Annotated in this window: 15 protein-coding genes and 1 pseudogene; 7 read left to right on the forward strand and 9 right to left on the reverse strand. The window is 41.1% G+C overall.

The features are described from left to right. Nucleotides 1–69 precede the first annotated feature (69 nt). The 6 genes and pseudogenes from parA (at nt 70) to QL886_RS12800 (ending at nt 7,630) form a co-directional block, all read left to right on the forward strand. Complete coding sequence (gene parA, locus QL886_RS12775) at nt 70–708, forward strand: ParA family partition ATPase (RefSeq protein WP_114701984.1); 639 nt, start codon at nt 70–72, stop codon at nt 706–708. Beyond that, nucleotides 709–921, forward strand: a complete 213-nt coding sequence (locus QL886_RS12780) for a plasmid partition protein ParG (protein WP_114701983.1) — start codon at nt 709–711, stop codon at nt 919–921. Between the two features lie 147 nt (nt 922–1,068). Continuing rightward, a pseudogene (locus QL886_RS12785) lies at nt 1,069–1,851 on the forward strand (type I restriction endonuclease subunit R); the annotation flags it as partial. Between the two features lie 79 nt (nt 1,852–1,930). Next, complete coding sequence (locus QL886_RS12790) at nt 1,931–5,014, forward strand: TrlF family AAA-like ATPase (RefSeq protein ID WP_114701981.1); 3,084 nt, start codon at nt 1,931–1,933, stop codon at nt 5,012–5,014. Nucleotides 5,015–5,285: 271 nt separating this feature from the next. Then, nucleotides 5,286–5,882 (forward strand): recombinase family protein, encoded by a 597-nt coding sequence (locus tag QL886_RS12795; RefSeq protein WP_290179031.1) that lies wholly within the window; start codon nt 5,286–5,288, stop codon nt 5,880–5,882. 164 nt (nt 5,883–6,046) lie between these two features. Continuing rightward, the gene (locus QL886_RS12800) at nt 6,047–7,630 is read left to right on the forward strand and encodes a Fic family protein (RefSeq protein ID WP_290179032.1); all 1,584 of its coding nucleotides are present in this window, start codon (nt 6,047–6,049) and stop codon (nt 7,628–7,630) included. A 234-nt stretch (nt 7,631–7,864) separates the two neighbouring features. On the opposite strand, the gene QL886_RS12805 is transcribed toward QL886_RS12800, so the two are convergent. The 8 genes from QL886_RS12805 to QL886_RS12840 all read right to left on the reverse strand — a co-directional run bounded on the left by QL886_RS12805 (nt 7,865) and on the right by QL886_RS12840 (nt 17,233). Further along, nucleotides 7,865–8,533 (reverse strand): recombinase family protein, encoded by a 669-nt coding sequence (locus QL886_RS12805; protein ID WP_290179033.1) that lies wholly within the window; start codon nt 8,531–8,533, stop codon nt 7,865–7,867. Nucleotides 8,534–8,899: 366 nt separating this feature from the next. Then, on the reverse strand, nt 8,900–9,232 hold the full coding sequence (locus tag QL886_RS12810; RefSeq protein WP_290179037.1) for a DUF3817 domain-containing protein: 333 nt from the start codon (nt 9,230–9,232) through the stop codon (nt 8,900–8,902). Between the two features lie 275 nt (nt 9,233–9,507). Further along, entirely contained in the window at nt 9,508–10,215 is a 708-nt protein-coding gene (gene lspA / locus QL886_RS12815; protein ID WP_290179034.1) for a signal peptidase II, read from the reverse strand. 140 nt (nt 10,216–10,355) lie between these two features. Next, complete coding sequence (ccmI, locus tag QL886_RS12820; RefSeq protein ID WP_290179035.1) at nt 10,356–11,636, reverse strand: c-type cytochrome biogenesis protein CcmI; 1,281 nt, start codon at nt 11,634–11,636, stop codon at nt 10,356–10,358. Continuing rightward, nucleotides 11,633–12,202: a cytochrome c-type biogenesis protein gene (locus QL886_RS12825; protein ID WP_290179036.1), complete on the reverse strand. Its 570-nt coding sequence runs from the start codon at nt 12,200–12,202 to the stop codon at nt 11,633–11,635. Before QL886_RS12825 ends, ccmI begins: the two co-directional genes overlap by 4 nt. Continuing rightward, complete coding sequence (locus QL886_RS12830; protein WP_114701929.1) at nt 12,199–12,861, reverse strand: DsbE family thiol:disulfide interchange protein; 663 nt, start codon at nt 12,859–12,861, stop codon at nt 12,199–12,201. Before QL886_RS12830 ends, QL886_RS12825 begins: the two co-directional genes overlap by 4 nt. Beyond that, on the reverse strand, nt 12,862–14,910 hold the full coding sequence (locus tag QL886_RS12835; protein ID WP_114701930.1) for a heme lyase CcmF/NrfE family subunit: 2,049 nt from the start codon (nt 14,908–14,910) through the stop codon (nt 12,862–12,864). 121 nt (nt 14,911–15,031) lie between these two features. Next, nucleotides 15,032–17,233: a heavy metal translocating P-type ATPase gene (locus tag QL886_RS12840; protein ID WP_102083145.1), complete on the reverse strand. Its 2,202-nt coding sequence runs from the start codon at nt 17,231–17,233 to the stop codon at nt 15,032–15,034. Nucleotides 17,234–17,375: 142 nt separating this feature from the next. Between QL886_RS12840 and cadR the strand changes: the two genes are divergently transcribed. Continuing rightward, nucleotides 17,376–17,786 (forward strand): Cd(II)/Pb(II)-responsive transcriptional regulator, encoded by a 411-nt coding sequence (gene cadR, locus QL886_RS12845; protein ID WP_007394845.1) that lies wholly within the window; start codon nt 17,376–17,378, stop codon nt 17,784–17,786. Nucleotides 17,787–17,933: 147 nt separating this feature from the next. On the opposite strand, the gene QL886_RS12850 is transcribed toward cadR, so the two are convergent. Further along, the gene (locus QL886_RS12850) at nt 17,934–18,656 is read right to left on the reverse strand and encodes a CHAP domain-containing protein (RefSeq protein WP_057758750.1); all 723 of its coding nucleotides are present in this window, start codon (nt 18,654–18,656) and stop codon (nt 17,934–17,936) included. Nucleotides 18,657–19,111 lie beyond the last annotated feature (455 nt).

The following is a 19,111-nucleotide window of genomic DNA, read 5'->3' on the forward strand; positions in this document are numbered from 1 at the left end:
ACTCAAATACTCAAATACTCAAATACTCAAATACTCAAATACTCAAATACTCAAAATTAGGATTGCTCTATGAAAGTCATTGCTGTGTTGAATCAAAAAGGAGGCAGTGGCAAGACAACTATTGCCACTCAATTAGCTCGTGGCTTGCAGCTGCAAGGACATAGTGTATTGCTAGTAGATAGTGACCAGCAGGGCAGTGCACGTGATTGGCGAGCTGTAGATGAAGATAATCCAGTACCAGTGATAGGTCTCGATAGACCTACGCTTGATAAAGATCTAAAAAATGTCTCTGATAAAGAGTATGTTGTGATTGATGGTTCACCACAAGCAACTAGTTTGGCTTTATCTGCAATTAAAGCAGCTGATTTTGTATTAATTCCTGTACAGCCTAGCCCATACGATGTTTGGGCGACTAGCGATTTAGTAGACTTAGTAAAGCAGCGTATAGAGATGACTGACGGTAAACTAAAAGCAGCCTTTGTAGTGTCTAGGGCAATCCAGAATACTAATATTGGTAAGGAAGTGGCTTCAGTTTTACTAGAGTACGGTCTACCTGTGTTAGATAGTAGAATTATGCAGCGTGTAAGTTATCCAAATAGCGCAGCATTAGGCAAGACCGTATTTGATACTGAGTCAGTGAACAGTAATGCAGTACAAGAAATGACGGTATTGGTTAATGAAGTTAAAACATTTTTTGATAAGGAGTAAATGATGAGCTTAGCAGCAGGTCGTCCCAGTAAGAAGGTAAAAGATGAGTTATCTTTGTCAGACGTGACCGATAGTCCTCAAAAAACGGCACGAGTAAACTTTAACATTGACAAAGATAAGTATATTGCATTCAAAAAGTTTGCGCTTGATAACCGAAAGACAGTGACTGAGCTATTAACTGAAATGATTGATGAGAAAATAGTTGAACGGTAGTTTCTGTAAGTTACAAATAAAGTAGCTCAGAATAAAGGATCATGCTAAATGTTTATTGAAAGTCATAAAATGGCTTTATCAAGTTTTAAAACAGATATAGATCTGTATATGGTCGATGGTGTGGTAGCAGATGATGAAGGAGTCTTATCTCTGTTATTCGGGGAGTATTTACGTGTCGAGAATATATTACAAAACTATGATGAGTTTGCAAGCCTAAAAGCACTGCAAGACTTGGATGTGACCGATGCTGACGCTGTTGAGACGTTTAAGGATGAGCATTACCTAAACGATGATGAGATAGCCGCTATGCAAACTATTAAAGTGCCTGCTGAACGTACCGTACAAGATTATCGCTCAACCTATAACGATATACGCGATTGGCTACGTCGTGAAAAGGCGGGTGACCAGCAAGATGAGTCTTCGATTGATTGGGATGAGGTTGTCTTTGAAATAGACTTGCTCAAATCACAGGAGATCAATCTAGATTATATCCTTGAGCTAATTTTTGAGCATAATAAAAACACCAAGGACAAGTCTGCTTTGGTTGAAGAAGTACGTCGTTTGATTCGAGCAAGCCTTGGCAACCGAGCCAAAGAAAGCTTGGTGGTAGATTTTATCAATCAAACTAACTTGGATAATATCCCTGACAAATCCAGCATTATCGATGCCTTCTTTAGCTATGCTCAGGTAGAGCAGCAACGTGAAGTCAAAGATATGATTGCGGCTGAGAATCTGAATGAAGATGCTGCTAAGCGTTATATTACCGCTTCTCTAAAGCGTGAGTACGCCAGTGAGAACGGTACAGAGTTGAATGCTATCTTGCCTAAACTAAACCCTCTCAACCCGCAGTATCTGACCAAGAAGCAAAGTGTTCTGCAGAAAATAGCAGCTTTCGTTGAGAAGTTTAAAGGTGTGGGTGGGAAGGTTTAGCTAAATCAATAGAAAGCTCTGCAAATAAATCATGTTTATCGAGAATTCTAGATAGTTCATTAAAAAATAGGAAGTATTAATGATTAACAGTGAATACCCTAATGGATCTGAATGGCGAAAATGGGATCTGCATATACATACGCCAGCATCGTTTCATTGGACTGGGCAGAAGTTCAATAGTGATCCTTGTGATCCTAGAAATGCGCCATTAGTTGATCAGATGATAAATGCACTCAATTCAGCAGAACCAGCAGTATTTGCAATAATGGATTATTGGACTTTTGATGGTTGGTTTGCTTTAAAGCATCGATTGAAGCAGGACGATGCTCCAAAGTTAGAAAAAACAGTTTTTCCTGGTATAGAATTACGTCTAATGTCACCCCTAAAAGGAGGAAGATTAAACGCACATGTAATTTTCTCTGACAATATTAAAGACCAAGAGCTCATAGATTTTAAAGCTAATTTGAAGCTAGAGTTCCCAGGAGATGGATGTAGAAATTTATCTAATGATGCTCTTATTGATTATGCTCGTTCGGTTCCTGAAGATAAGTTAAGGCATCATGGCATAGATATATCTAGGGTATTAGATCATACAAATTATGCTCTAGAAGCTGGTTCAATAATGGCTGAATTGAATTGTGAAAGTTACAAGGAAGCCATAACAAAAGTAAAAAATAAACAAGCTATAGGTTTTATGCCTTTTGATACTAGTGATGGTTTAACTGGAATAGAGCGTAATGCTCATTATGTATACGTTTTAGGATTATTCAAAACTTCGCCAATATTCGAGACTAGAAATATTAGCATTTGGGAGGCTTTTTCTGGTATTAAGACCACTAAAAATGAGCGGTGGTTTGATGACTTCCAAATAGCATTAAATAATACTCCAAGACTAGCTGTTTCTGGCAGTGATGCGCATCGGTTCATTGGTATTCAAGGAAATGATGATCAACGAGGATATGGTGATTACCCTTCAGGAAAAGCTACTTGGATAAAAGCTAATCCAACTTTCCAAGGATTACAACAAGCAATAAAAGAGCCTGCAAAACGCTCTTTTATAGGTGCAGTGCCCCCCAAATTAAAGTTGATAAGAGAAAATAGAAGTATATTCATAGATAAGCTAGAGGTGACAAAAGTTCCATTGTCGGCATTTAATGAACGCTGGTTAGAAAATACTAAACTAACGTTAAACAATGATTTGGTTGCTATTATTGGTAATAAAGGAAGTGGTAAAAGCGCACTAGCAGATATTATTGCGTTAGTAGGCAACTCAAAACAAAGTCATCATTTCTCTTTCTTAAAGAAAAACCGTTTCAGAGGCAAAGTGGGTGTACCTGCAAAACATTTCATTGCAAAATTGATGTGGGGAGATGAACAAGTTTTAGAAAAAAACCTAAATGATGATCCAGAAATTGAACATGTTGAGTTTGTTAAGTATATACCTCAAGGACACTTTGAAGAGCTATGTAACGATCATGTCGACGGTAAATCCAATTCTTTTGAACAGGAATTGAGGGCTGTTATTTTCTCTCATGCTAATGAAACTACTAGGCTAGGCGCCCATAATTTTGAACAACTTATCGAACAACAAGAAAGTGCGCTGAGGAGTAATTTTGATAGTTTAAGAAGCGTGTTACATAAGATCAATCATCAGATATCATATATTGAAGGACAGATGTCAGACGTAACTCGTAATACGATTAGCGAGAAATTGACTCAAAAGAATAGGTTGCTTGAAGAGCATTCAAAGGCTAAACCTGAGGAAGTCTCTGAACCAACCATCGAGTCTTCTGCAGAACAACAGCAAGTCTCTGCCGAATTAACAGATGTAAATCGGCAATTAGAAGCTATCTATATACAACAAGAAGAAAATAAGATTAAGCTGACTAAGTTGGCTTCAAAGAAGAAGTCTTATTTAAATATAAAAGAAGGAATTGAGGTTGTTGAAAGATCTCTGAGTCAGTTTAGAAGTGATCATTTGGTTGATGCGGTAACTTTAGATTTAACTCTAGAAAGCTTGCTTTCGTTAGAAGTACATGAGCTGATATTGTCAGAAACAGATACTAATATTTCTACTGAAATTACAAGAATTAAAGCTAGTGATGCAAATCTTGATATCAATAAAAACATTTTAATTTTAAGACGAAACGCTTTAAATACAAGATTAAATGGACCACAGCAGGCTTATCAGCAGTACCTAGAATTATTAAATACTTGGGAAGAAAAACAGGCTGGAATAGTCGGATCAAACGACCTACCTGAGACAATACTGGGATTGGAGCATCAGCTCGAAAAATTAAATGATTTGCCAATTGAAAGAGATGAGTTGCAAACCCAAAGAATTTCAATCACCGCACAAATTTTTGATATTCTAGATGAACAACGTATCAGCAGGGAGGCTCTATTCAAACCTGTTCAAGAATTAATTCAAAGTAATTCTCTAATACGCAACGAATATAAGCTGCAGTTTCAGTCAGAATTAAAAAGCAACCTAGATATGATCTACGATAGATTGTTTTTAATGGTTAAACAAACTGCCGGTGATTTTAGAGGGGAGAGTGAAAGCTTAGCGGTACTAAGAGAATTAATGGATAAGCATGATATAAGTTCTAAACCTTCTCTTATAAATTTAGTTCAAGAACTACATGGGAGGCTTGAGGAAGCTTCAAAACTACCAGGCATACAATCTTTACTAAAGAAAGATCGTAATGCTAATGAAGTCTATGATTTCATATTTGGGCTAGAGTATCTAAAACCTCAATATACTTTGATGTTTCAGGATGCACAAATAGAACAGCTTTCACCAGGACAAAGAGGCGCTCTACTTTTGATCTTCTACCTCCTGGTTGATAAAGACAATAATCCTATAATCTTAGATCAACCAGAAGAAAACTTGGATAACGAAACAATAGTTAGCTTACTCGTACCTGTGTTAACTGAAGCAAAGCAAAAGAGACAAATAATTATGGTTACTCATAACCCTAATTTAGCGATAGTTTGTGATGCAGAACAAATAATTCATTGTGAATTTTCTCGTTCAAACAGCAATGATATTAGTTATATTTCAGGAGCCATAGAGTGCAGCATAATTAATAATAAAGCTGTTGATGTATTAGAAGGGACTATAATAGCTTTTGACAACCGAAAAATAAAATATATGTAGGGCATTACACTAATATATACCTGTTTTATGAATGTACGTCTAAAAGACCGATTATCTAAATCAACTATGTAGAAGCTAACAACCTACCTAGAATTAGACTAAGGTGGTTTTATCACCTTAGTCAGCCTATCATTAACCTATACCCAAAACATAAAACCTCTAAACGATAATTTAGCTATCATTTGACTTATATTAGTAATTAAACGATAGTAATATCTTGCTATTATCAATGAACATTAATTATTGAGTCTAACTGATACAAAGAGGTATTATGACCGTTCGTATTTATGTGAGAGCCAGCACTAAGGATCAAGACGCTACTAGAGCATTAATAGATTTGGTTGCCTTCAGTAGCCGCTATGGTGATAGCTATGTTGATTACGTTGAGCACTTCAGTGGTACAAAGCTCGATAGACCAATCTTAGCTAAGTTGCTAAAGGACGCCGAGCAAGGCGATATTTTATTGGTTGAAAGCGTGGATAGATTAAGCAGGCTATCTCAAGATGATTTTTCGATTCTAAAGCAGCGTATTAAAGATAAGGGCTTACGATTGGTGGTGGCTGATCTACCAACCACACATACGATGAGTGACGGTATGACAGGTGAGATCCTAAAAGTGATTAACGATATGCTGATCGATTTATTAGCGACCATGGCAAAGCTTGATAATGACAAGCGTAGAGAGCGCATTAAACAAGGATTGGCCAACAGTGGCTATAAACCCACTGGTAAGAAAGCCAATATCGCAAAACACAATCGTATTAGAGCATTGGCCAGTCAAAACAATATGACAAAAGAAGAGATCGCTAAGGCGGTTGGTGTTGGCGTAGCTACCGTTTATCGTGTCTTAAAGCAGGTCAATAGCTGAGGTATTTTAAATATCGACTCAACGTGACCTTTGGTCTTGATTTAAAGGCATCGCAACGTCATAAGAAAATCGTTTTAATGCAATAAGGCTTTATAATAATCATTATATTGCATTCATAACTGTTTTTACGCAAAATGGCTTATCTATAATCGCTTGAGCCACTCATGATGAATACCCCTATCTCAGATCCTATTGGCGCAGCATGGCTTGTCCGTTATGCCAGCATCGAGCTGGTTTCCCCTTTATATGTCAGCAGTAGTATCGGTGGGCGCAGACAAACCTATAAAGACGGTGACGTCATCCATAACGCTTATCAGGAAACGGCGCGTCCACTGGATACTATCATTGCTCACTTACAGTTTCACATGCGTCATGAAGTATTGAGTTTAGAGTTACTGACTCGTTTGTTTGAGCAGATAGGGGCAAATGACGTACAAGCATGGGTAAACGCTGAGCCGACAGGCAGCTATGCCCGTAGAATGGCTTTCTTATATGAATGGCTTATGGATGAGCGTTTAGAGGTACCGAGTAATATAGGCGGTAACTATGTGGATGCTTTGGATACCAAGAAATTGGTTACTTCAAGTCCTTCGCAGGTTATCAAGAACGCCCGCTGGCGTATCAATGACAACCTAGCAGGAACCCGTCATTTCTGTCCGATGCTGGTGAAAACAGAGGCCTTTACGCAAGCAGCTGCACTCGATATTGCCATGATGGTTGACAAACTTAACGATGAATTTGGGCAAGACTTACTGATGCGCGCCTCCGTATGGATGACACTACGAGAGAGTAAAGCCAGTTTTACTATAGAAGGTGAGGGAAAAGAGTTAAAACGTATTGAACGTTTTGCCGATGTGATGGCACGGCGTACCGGTACCGGTGACATTCCGCTTGATCCTGAATCACTAGCAGAGCTGCAACAAGAGATACTCGGCAGTAAAACGGTTATCCAGCAGTATGGTGTCCGTCAATCACCAGTTTTTGTGTCGCATACTCAGGTGAATGGCTTTAAAGAAATTGTGCATTATATCGCGCCACCGGCTGATGACATTGCTAACAAGCTAGCAGGGTTACAGGTATTTATGGAAAAGACTGAGGGACAGTCAGCACTGATGCGTAGTGCTGTTGTCTCCTTTGCCTTTGTGTATATTCATCCATTAGCGGATGGCAATGGCCGCGTACATCGCTTTTTGATTAATGATGTCCTCAGACGAGACCAAATCATTCATGAGCCGATTATCCTACCTATATCACAAGCCATTGCCGAGCATCCCTCAGACCGTCATGCCTATGATAAAATCTTAGACCGTGTCTCTGTGCCGCTTATGAAGCAAATCCGTGATCATTACAGCTTTGATAAAAAGGCAGTTACCTACCCTGATGGTATTCGCTCAAACTTAACTGTCGAAAACACTCACCTGATTCAACCTGCATGGCGCTTCATGGATCTAACGCCTCACGTTCAGTACTTATCAGGACTGATTGCTCATGTTATTGAAAAAGAGATGCATAACGAGTCACAGTACCTAAGAAAGCATGACCATGCACGACTGGCGATAAAAGAGATTGTTGAGATGCCCAACAGCTATGCCGATAGAATCATTCGCAGCATGCTACAAAATAAGGGTGCTAAAAGTAATAAGCTACTGAAGGATTATCCGTTTTTGGCAAATGATGAGGTTTGGGACGATATTTTCTCTGTCGTTGTAGAAACCTTTAAAGATGAAGCAAATGGTTTGAATAGTTAGAACAAATCCTGCTATACGCGGGAAAGTCTGCCTTAGCAATTAAGCTTGAGCTGGTGTTAATATCATCGTTTCGATAATGATTCGTTTATAAAAGATTCGGCTAAAATACTGTAACTTGAAACGTAATCAATATTTTTCTTGACCCTATTCAAGCTAATAAACTACTAAAAATAGAATATGTTAAAGGAACTTTGATAACAGATTACTTTTGTTTGACAAGAATTATTACAGCTCCTAAAATTTGAGTATTTGAGTATTTGAGTATTTGAGTATTTGAGTATTTGAGTATTTGAGTATTTGTTTAGCTATAACAGCTATCAGCTGACGCGAACACTTAGCTGTAGCTTGTATTTCAGAATAGCTATGACCTGATTTGAGTAGACTAGCGATGATCTTGCGCTTTTCGGTATCTTTCCTACGTCCTGAATATTTACCTTCTGCCTTAGCACGAGCAATACCTTGCATTTGACGGTTACGGCGATCCTCATAATCTTTTCGAGCAATGGCTGCGAGCATATCCAGCATCATCGAATTAATGGCCTGCAATACACTACTCATAAATTCAGTGCTGCTTTCAGATTGAAGCGCCATATATGAGGTCGGCAGCTCTTTTGATACGATAGAGAGCTTTTTTTCTGATAGCATTCTTTTGAGCGTATCCCAATCAGCTTGGCTCAAACGCGCTAAGCGATCAATCTGCTCAACTAAGATCACATCGCCCTTATGAGCATCTTCAATCAGTTGCATAAGCTTGGGTCGTACCAAGGTAGCTCCTGATTCGTTTTCGACATAGAAGGCGGCAATTTTGTGGCCATGATCTTTGGCAAATGCTATGAGTTCGCTTTTGGCACGCTTAGCATCTTGTTCTTTGGTAGACGCTCGTAGATACGCTCTGATAAACATAAACACCTAAAATAGTCTGTTATAAGTGGTTCCATTATAGCAGTCTGTTTTAAGTAGTCTGTTAATAGGTTTGAGGGCAGAAATAACTGGTTCCATTGGGGTATACCCTAGGATAATAGGAAATCCATCGTGGATGACAAAACCTATTTAGTTTTTAAACGATATGGATTGGTCGATAGCGTGTAAGATAAGCTGGAAAAACGAGTAGAGTATTGAATCATCCATACTGGGCTTAAAATGAATTTTTTTTGTGAGTAATTTCTGCTCGATGTTATTCATTTGTCGCCATCGTGAGTCATGGCGACTTCTGATTCAATCAGAGAAAGCAATTTTGAGCAATAAGGCATGCTTGCAGCAGGGTTTGTTCTAGGCTTCTTTACTTACGCTTTTTTGTAGATTCTTTTTTAGTAAATGATCAAATATGAACGGGCCAAATGGTAAGAGTGATCCGAGTACGCCCGCAGGTATTACCCAACGAGGAATTTTTACTTTAATAGCTGTGCCTACAAGTACTACGATATAGACAATGAATAGTACACCGTGCGCCATACCGATATATTTCACACCTTCTGGAATGTCCATCATATATTTTAGTGGCATGGCGATGAAGAGCAATAATAAGAAAGAGGTGCCTTCTAGGTAGCCTGTAAGGGTAAGACTTTTTAACGCGGTCTCTTGTTTTTTTCTAAGGCTGTGAATTTTTTCAATAGTTGGCTGAGCCTGTGACACTATATTTTCCTTTTGTTATTATCAATAAAGAATTTATGGATTATTCAATGTTGCTATAATAATGGCTCTACGCAGAGCTTTTAAGTATTGGGTTTTAAGACCTAAAATGAGTGAGTACCTATACCAGTCATACATTACCTTCCAGTTCACATTTTGTAAACATACTCAAGTATAAACAGTATTTTTCCGTATAGAGTGACTACGACGCTAGTTCATTTTGTTCGTGATAATCGGCATCAATGTGCTTATTTATTACGCTTACTTTCTAAAAATATCATGTCAATTATAATCAATGCGACACCGACACAGACACCTATATCTGCAACATTGAAAATAGGATAATTCCAGACATCAGCATAATGCACATGGATAAAGTCAACCACTTTACCAATTCTTAAACGATCGATTAAGTTGCCAATCGCACCACCGAGCATTAAGGCTAACCCCATGGACAATAGCTTGGCTGCACGTGGCGATTTGATTAAATAAACCGTTAAAAAGATAGCCATTACAAAAGCTAAGCCTGAGAAAAACCATTTCTGCCAACCGCCAGCGTCGGCTAAAAAGCTAAATGCTGCCCCATAGTTATAAGCGAGTGTCCAGTTGAGAAATGGTTCAATGACCGGTACGGGGTCATTGAATGCTAATTTGGTTTGGGCCAACCACTTGGTCCATTGATCAAGTATTAATACCATTATCGCCAATAAATACCAGATAAAAGCGCGACTGCCATTGGCAACCATTTTTGGCATTTTGTCCAACTTACCTTTAGTTGTTATGGAGTTGCCTGAAGTCACGTACATAGCTTTAGGCGTATGATTCATGGTTTTAGAGTCAATCGATTGATGAGTACTACTCACAGCTATAGGTACTTTATTGTCAGCAATATTAGTACTAGCCGATTCAACGCTATTCAATTTAGTACTATCTAATCTGTCGGTAGATTCAGTCATAGTTGTTTTCTTTATCTGTGTTTATACAATGAACAATGTTAAACGTATATGTTTTGGTATACGACTATTAATCGCGCCACTTTTATAAACGGCTCCACTTACCGCTCTGGTATTATGAAACTTACGGTAATAATTTTTTATTAGGGAATCTGTTGATTGATTTCAACATTAACCTGAGTCTGTTCAGCGCTAATCACTATAGGATTACCAGATAAGTCGCCTGACTCTGCTATGGCATTACCGCTATGACTAATACGAGCAACGACTGCTAACTGAGTTTTGTCACTACGAGCTGAATTTAACGTGCGATCTGGCATCATCGCATCAAGATTGCTTAAGCGGATACTGGCCTCACCTTGCTTAATAACACTAATGGGTAAACGTTTGGCGGCAAACGGTGGACCTCCTTTAACGTCACGAATCGCAATAAATAACACGTCATCACCCTTGACTAACGGTAATAAACTGGCGTTAATTTTCACTGTCACGTCAATACCTTCTAGTGCTTGCTTTTCTTGCGTGCTAACGTAGTTGCTCAACTCATCTAAGCTTGCTAATGCTTTAGTATGATTACCTGGTTTGGTCACAATACTGTCTTGTAAGCGTTTAATCCAACCTTGCGCTTGGGCAAAGTTACTACTACGAGTCTCACCCATTGCCATGAGCATTTGAGCCCGTTCATGCTGCGGATTTTTAGCTAATATAGCTTGTAATACACGGCGAATATTAGCGTCTAACTGACCTTCATTAACAAAAAAGCTAGTCTGAGCATAAGTGGTGGCGATTTCTTCATTTTCAGGAGCTAAACGATAGGCACGCGATAAGGCTTCCAGCGCAGAATCAGTTGCCTCCATAGATAAGAAAAGCTCGGATAGGCGCATCCAGCGATTAGGATCATCAGCATTACGATGAACATTGGTTTGCATAGCGCTAATCAGCTGACGACCATCTTCAAACGCCCATGATGGCGGCTTGTCAATTTTAGCTGTCAATAGGTCGTCAGCCACTTGTCCTACTTTGTCCTCAGCTGTCCACAAATCAAACACGGGCGTACGATTGCCTATTAGTAAGTACGCCATTGCAGCCAATATTGGGATCCAAGCTGCGACAATTAAACGGCTTTTGACATCAGGGGTGACCATAGGTGTTATCTGACGCTGCGCATCTAATAGCTGACGCTCCAGCTCCAGCTTTTGATTTTGATAATGGCTATTATTAATAGTACCGCTGTCTTTATCTGTTTGTAGCTCAGCTAAACGTTCGCGAAATACTGCAACATTAATATCTAGCAGTTGATTGTCTATTGGTTTGGACTGCGAACGCGGTGCTCGTAGCCATGGCATAATAGCAATTAGCGCAAATATAAGAGCAATCAGCAAGCTTAGAGTTACAAATAAGCCAAAAGTAGAAAATAGGGTCATTTTTTGTCCTCTATGCTAGTAATATCGTGGTCGACATTCTCAGCTTGCGATAATAGACGATCAAGCTCAGCCTTTTCCGCAGAGGTCAAGGCAGCAGTACTGTCCACTGTAACGCCGCTTTGACCACTGGCGACAACTTGGCGACGCTTACTTTGCCAAAACCAGCCGATGATTAAGACGAGCAATAACAGTGGTGGAAAAAACCATAGGATCCATGTCGATGGTCGCATAGGCGGCTTGTAGCTAATAAAGTCACCGTAGCGCTCTTGCATATAAGCGCGTATTTCAGCATCACTACGTCTATCTTTAATTGAATCATAGACTTTTTGCTTTAGATCCTGTGCAATCGGCGCATCAGAGGCTGCAAGGTTCTGATTTTGGCATTTTGGGCAGCGAAACTCTTCTATTAATCCACGATACTGAGCTTCTTGCTGTGGTGAATCAAAATCGTATACGTCAATAGCTGCGTTTGCCGTCATGTTAAGCAGACACGCTAGTATTAAGCTTGCTAGTTTTAAAATTATATTGAGTTTTATTTGAGGAGCTCTTATTCGAGTAACGTTCATTTGCACATCTCCTCAACCTGAATGAGATCAGGACTATCGTTGTTCTTATTAGCCTCATTAAGTACGGTCAGGCACGGCTTAACACGCTGTTGCCAATTGGCTTCATTAATCTCACCAACAATATGCTGACGAATGATGCCATCTCCATCCACAACAAAGGTTTCGGGCGCACCAGTTATGCCTAAGTCTAGAGCAAACTGACCCAATGAATCCTGAATAGACATAGAAAATGGATCACCGCCTTGGTTTAAGTAACTGAGCGCATTACCAATCTCATCCTTATAATTCACACCAACGATATCAATGCCGCGCTCTTCTAGTTGCATTAAAAACGGATGCTCAATAATGCAAGTTGGGCACCACGAGCCCCAAACATTAAGTAAAAACGGCTTATCTGGCAAATTATTATTGGTGATAGTACGGGTAGTATCTGCTAATAACGGCAGCTCAAAGGCAGGAACCGGACGCTCAAGAGCGGTATTGGTCACAATGTCTGTTGGTTTACCTAAGCGCATGTACAATATAACTACCAAACCAAAAAAGAGGATAAGCGGAATTAAGAACCATAGCTTCATCTGCTTTTTTTTCATTGCCTTTGGGTTACGCTGCTTACTGTTTTGGCTATCTTTTTGCTCAGGAGTGTTATTCGACATAGTCATTTATTTCTCCTTTAGTGTCGACATCGTCGATGCTGAGATTGCCTGCTCAATAGCTACCTCATTGACTCCATCAGTAGCCAAACTACCAGTAACTAGCAACGGAGCTTTAACTTTTTTGATGCGGTATCGTTTATCAAGCATACTAATTAATCCACCTAGAGCCATGATAATTGCCCCTAACCAAATCCAGCGAATTAATGGTTTTACATAAATCCTTAATGCCCATTGGTTACTACCATCGGCAATAGGTTCGCCCAGTGCGACATAAACATCGCGCATAAGACTGGGGTCAATAGCGGCTTCAGTCGTTGGCATCGTGCTGATAATATAAGTACGCTTTTCTGGAGTCAGTTTCGCCACTTCACGACCGTCTTTGGATACCACGACTTGCGCTTGCGTTGCATCAAAGTTACTACCCTTTATTTCAAAAAATTCAGTTACTTCAAAATCGTAACCTTGAACATTGACTGTATCGCCAATACCCATTGCTACGTCACGCTCAATACTCAGGCTACTAGTAAAGGCTATGCCAATGACAGCAACCAATACGCCAATATGAGCAGTCTGTTGACCCCAATAGCTCAGACGCAACTGCCGCAAACCGTTAAAAAGATTAGGCGCATTCTTAGTTTTATCTTTAAAATCAACTGCCATCCATAGCAGTGCCCAAAAGCTAACGGCTAAAGTCACACCAATATTAAGCATAGACGATGGATTAACAAAGTAAGTAATAATGGCAGCTAATACTAAGCTACTAACGGCGATGACCATGCCTATACCCAGTAGTGGACGGGTGTCTTTTTTCCAGCGAATATTTGAGCCCATACCCATAGCTATTAATAACAGCCACGTTAAAGGTACAAATAATGCATTAAAATAAGGAGGGCCAACGGACACTTGTCCTAAACCAAAGGCATCAGCGATAATAGGGTAAAGGGTGCCGAGCAGCACCACTAAGGTTGCAATCAAAATGATGGCGTTGTTGATCACTAAAAAGGACTCACGTGAAATCAGCTGATATTGACTTTCAACGGTTAAACGCCAACCTCGAACGGCAAACATTAATAGACCACTACCGATGATAATGCCAAGAATAGCTAAGATAACCAAACCACGCGTCGGATCAGCGGCAAACGAATGCACTGAGGTAAGGACTCCAGAGCGTACCAGGAACGTGCCAAGCAAGCTTAAGGCAAAGGCGAAAATAGCCAGCATAATGGTCCATGCTTTAAACACCCCGCGCTTTTCAGTGACTGCTAATGAATGCAGCAATGCTAAGCCGACAAGCCAAGGCATAAACGAGGCATTCTCTACCGGATCCCAAAACCACCAACCGCCCCAGCCAAGCTCGTAGTAGGCCCACCACGAGCCCAGTGCAATACCAATGGTCAAAAACCCCCAAGCCGCGAGCGCCCATGGACGTGACCAGCGTGTCCAAGCAGCATCTAAACGCCCTTCCCACAATGCCGCCATACAAAATGCAAAAGGTACTACCATACCCACATAGCCCATATATAACATGGGCGGATGAATAATCAGACCGAAATCTTGTAGGACAGGATTTAAATCAGCGCCATCGACCGCTAGATTGGGTAAGGTACGCTCAAACGGTGACGAGGTAAATATCAGCATCGTTAGCATCATTAACTGTACACCGGCCAAAATAACTAATACCCGCGCACGCATTGATAACGGCAAGCCGCGACTAAAGTATGATACCAGTGCACACCATGTGGCCATGATGGTCATCCATAGCAGCAAAGAGCCCTCGTGTCCGCCCCATGTCGCCGATAACTTATAGTACCAAGGCAACAGCGTATTGGAATGCTGCGCGACGTAACTGAGGCTAAAATCATTATAATAAAAACCTGCTATCAAAGCGCCAAATGACGTTATCATGGCGGCAAACTGTGCCCAAGCTAAGCTAGGGGCTAGTCGTTGCCAAGCAACTTGGTTATGAATAACACCAATAGTTGGCAGAATTACCTGCAATAACGCCAATACAAAAGCGGTAAGCAAGGCAAAATAGCCCAATTCTGTAATCAACATACGGTCTAACCTTATTTACTCTAATGCGGTTGCAGTTTACTGTGGCGGTGGAATTTTTATTATTAGAACCCACCCCCGAAATCTGCTGCTATCTCTAGTTTTTAATTGATTTCGAAGGGTTTTATTTAACTACTTTAGGCGGATTTACCAGTGGAGGCGCTCCCTTAAAGCGCAGTAAACGTAACGCATTAAGAGTAACGAGCACTGTTGCTCCAGCATCAGCTAGAACCGCAATCCATAGTCCAGTAATGCCGAATACGGTCGTGATCAGAAAGACGCCTTTGAGACCCAAAGCGAAAATGACGTTCTGATGAATGTTGCGCATGGTGGCACGTGAAAGTGCGATGAGATGAGCCATATCCGTAACACGACTTTTTAATAATGCGATATCGGCCGTCTCAATGGCCACATCGGTACCACCACCCATCGCGATGCCAACATCGGCAGTTGCTAGCGCTGGCGCATCGTTAATACCATCACCAACCATCGCTATTTTGCGGTTGTTCTTCATCTCGTTAAGCAGGCGCAGTTTGTCCTCAGGCAACAGCTCAGCTTCCCATTCCACGTCTAAATTACTGGCAAGTGCTTGAGCGGTTAAGCGGTTGTCGCCTGTTAGCATGACGGAGCGCACACCCATCGCTTTGAGCTGAGCCACACCTTCATGAGCGTCGTCTCGTAATTCGTCTCTTAGCGCGATTAATCCAAGCACTTCACGGTTTTGCTCATCGAAAAGAACAGAGACGGTCTTACCCTCATTTTGCAGCGCCTCAATTTGCGCCTGTTGTGTGGATGAAATCAATGCCTCATCGGCTGCGTAAACAGGCGAACCGATAGCTAGCGCGCGCTCCGCGACAGTTGCGTGTACCGCTTTACCCGCAGTAGCAGAAGCTTTGGAAGCCACAGGTATAACAACTTTAGCGGCTTCAGCATGGCTGACAATGGCTTCAGCAAGTGGGTGACTAGAACCAGTCTCCACACTGGCAAAAAGTGCCAATATCTCATCTTGACCTTGAGAATTCTGACCTTGAATACTTGAGTCCTCTTGTGTAAAGGCAACAACATCGGTCACGCGTGGTTTGCCTTCAGTTAAAGTGCCTGTCTTGTCAAAAGCGACCGTCTTCACTTGGCCGATAGTTTCTAAAGCACTACCGCCTTTGATCAGCAAGCCACGGCGCGCACCAACAGCAAGACCAGAGGCGATGGCAGCGGGTGTTGATAGTACAAGAGCACAGGGACAGGCAATCAGCAACAGTGCTAGACCGCGATACAACCAAGTCGACCAATCTCCACCCATGGCTAACGGTGGAATGATAATAATTAGTGCGGCAATAGCCATCACTGCCGGTGTGTAATAGCGACTGAATTTCTCAATAAAACGGGCAGTGGGTGCTTTGGAGGCTTGGGCTTGCTCTACCAGCTCAATAATGCGCGAAATGGTGTTATCGGCGGCTGTCTTTTCTACGCGCACTTGGAGCACACCATCGATGTTAATTGACCCTGCAAATACATTGTCACCCATCGTCTTGGCAACAGGAACAGACTCTCCCGTCACGGGCGAATCATCAAGGCTGGACGCACCTTGAACAATGGAACCATCAGCAGATACCCTATCTCCAGGACGCACCAGCACAAGGTCATTCACTTGTAATGAAGTCGCTGGAACGTTACGCTGCCCACCTTGAGCATCAAGTAAAATTGCACTTTTCGGAACCAGCGATGATAAGGCTCTGATGCCAGCGCGAGCGCGATCAGCAGCGATACTCTCAAACAGTTCACCGATTGAGAACAAAAAGACAACTGCTGCGGCCTCTTCAGCTTCACCAATGATAAGTGCGCCAAGCACGGCGACGGACATCAGCGTTTCAATTGAAAAGAATGAACCTGTTTTAGCCAGTGCTAAGGCTTTGCGCGCAAATGGAAAAACGCCTACAATCACAGCGATGGCAAACACCCATATCCCATAAGCGGGCAACAGTAGTGACAGTGCATAAGCGCTGCCCATCAAAATACCGAGGCCAACAACCTGTTTGCCTTTTTGAGTTTGCCACCATTGCTTATCCTGCGGAGCCATCTGATTGTCGCTGTCAATATCAATAGCCGATACAGTTTGTTGACCAGTATTGGCAGAGATGCCGAACCCTAGGCTTTTGATTGTTTTTTCGATATCACTAGCCTGAGTCGGCGCACCAGGGGCTAAATTTAGCTCTAGCGTTTCTGTAGCGAAATTCAGCTGAACATCAGAAACCCCAGGCATACGTTTCAAAGCTGTTTCAATCTTGCCGATGCAACTGGCACAGTCCATACCTTCAATATGATATTTCATAATAATTTACCCTTTGAATAATGATATTATGAACCCTATAGTGGCTTTAGAGTCAAGGTTATTTATCTACAGTTTCGTAATTTTAATTTCTCTAGCGCTAGTCTTTACAGCCACTTTAATTATTTAAATCATAGAGGTTGTTATGACAATCAAAATTGGTGAGCTCGCTAAACGCACAGGTGCCACAGTAGAAACCATTCGCTATTATGAAAAAGAGCGTTTATTACCCGAGCCTTTTCGTAGCGAAGGGAATTATCGTTTATATAATGAAGAGCACATTGAGCGTCTACAATTTATCCTACATTGCCGTACGCTCGATATGGCTTTAGATGATGTGCGAATCTTACTTGAATACTGGGAGTCGCCTGACAAGGACTGCGGCGATGTGAATAACTTGCTAGATGAGCACATTCATGCTGTGGAAATACGAATGGAAGAACTGATGCACTTAAAGCATCACTTGACCGTTTTGCGCCAGAAATGTGCAAGTAGTGCACCAGCGTCATCATGTGGCATTTTAAACGCGCTTGTCGATAACTCCTGTCATGAGTAATGATATCAGTAGTGTTCATTTCTGACGGATCAAATCATGAAAGGTTAAATACGCCCTGATGTTAAGCACAAAAAAACCCAGCAATGATATTAAGATCACTACTGGGTTGGAGGAAATAACAACTATGTTGTGCTGACTTAGAAAGTCTTATTTATCATTCATAGCAAGGTAGATATTACGATCTGATGCGGATGCGTCATCCACGTATTTTGAATCGCGCCATGTCGTATAAGCATAGACACCACTGTATGGGCTGATGCTGTTCTGACGGAAATCAGAAATCCAATTTTCGCCATCAAATATTTGGATATGGCCATGCGGGCGCTTTGATGAGCGATCATAGACAATAACATCACCTACTTGGGTTGGCATATCATTACTGATTTTGCTAAAACCTGCTTTATCAAGCGTGCCACGAGTGGCGTACTGATAGGCTGAAGGATTGGGTGTAAATTCATAACCAGCTGATTGTAGTGCTTTACGTACGTAACGGGCACAATATCCAGAGCTGCCAGATAAAGCCACTTTTGAGGCGCGAGCAGCAGCGATAGCGGGGGCTGAATTGCTGTCAGGAACCTTATTGACTTGCTGCTGTTGTTTTTCAGCGTATAAGCGGCTGTTTAATGATGAAAGCTGATTCTCTTTTTGCTTGGCCTGCGCACTTAGGTTGCTAATTGCTTGACTAATTTCATCATTATTAGAAACATAAGCACCACTTTTGGTGCTATAGATGTTTTTTGATGAACCGTAGTTTGATGCCACAGAAGTATTGGTGATGGTATTATTTGTTTGAGAGATTGTGATAGCAGCACCACTCGTTTGTGCTATGCCCATACCCAGTACTGACAAAATCAATAAAGCCTGTTTCATAAATCTAATACCTACGGTTAATTCAAAATCGTCTGTTATCAACAACAGCGCAGTCAATTAAATCTCAATAACTCAAGTATATATATGTCATAGTGACTGATACTTCTGCTGCATATTATTCATATAAAAAATGATTATTGGCGATCACAGCTCATTGAAGTCTTACGAAGCTGTTACAAATCAAGCTGCTGACCAAAACACAAAGCCGACTTTAGCATAGGCTGTTTAGCCTGTCATCCCCCTTAAAAACCCCAAAAATACTTTTTTGATGTCGAAAAAATTGCTAATATCCCACATTTTACAATGTAAGTTTGTGTAACATGTACAGAATATAGCTGACTAGATTGACCACAATTTCTACTGTTTTATAAGCAAAAAAACGTCTGAGGGTTAAATCTATAATTTAGATTTAACCCTCAGACGTTTTTCTATTGGATGAAGTAATTACCCTATAT

Origin of the sequence: Psychrobacter sp. APC 3281 (assembly GCF_030407815.1) — a bacterium.
Lineage (GTDB): Bacteria > Pseudomonadota > Gammaproteobacteria > Pseudomonadales > Moraxellaceae > Psychrobacter.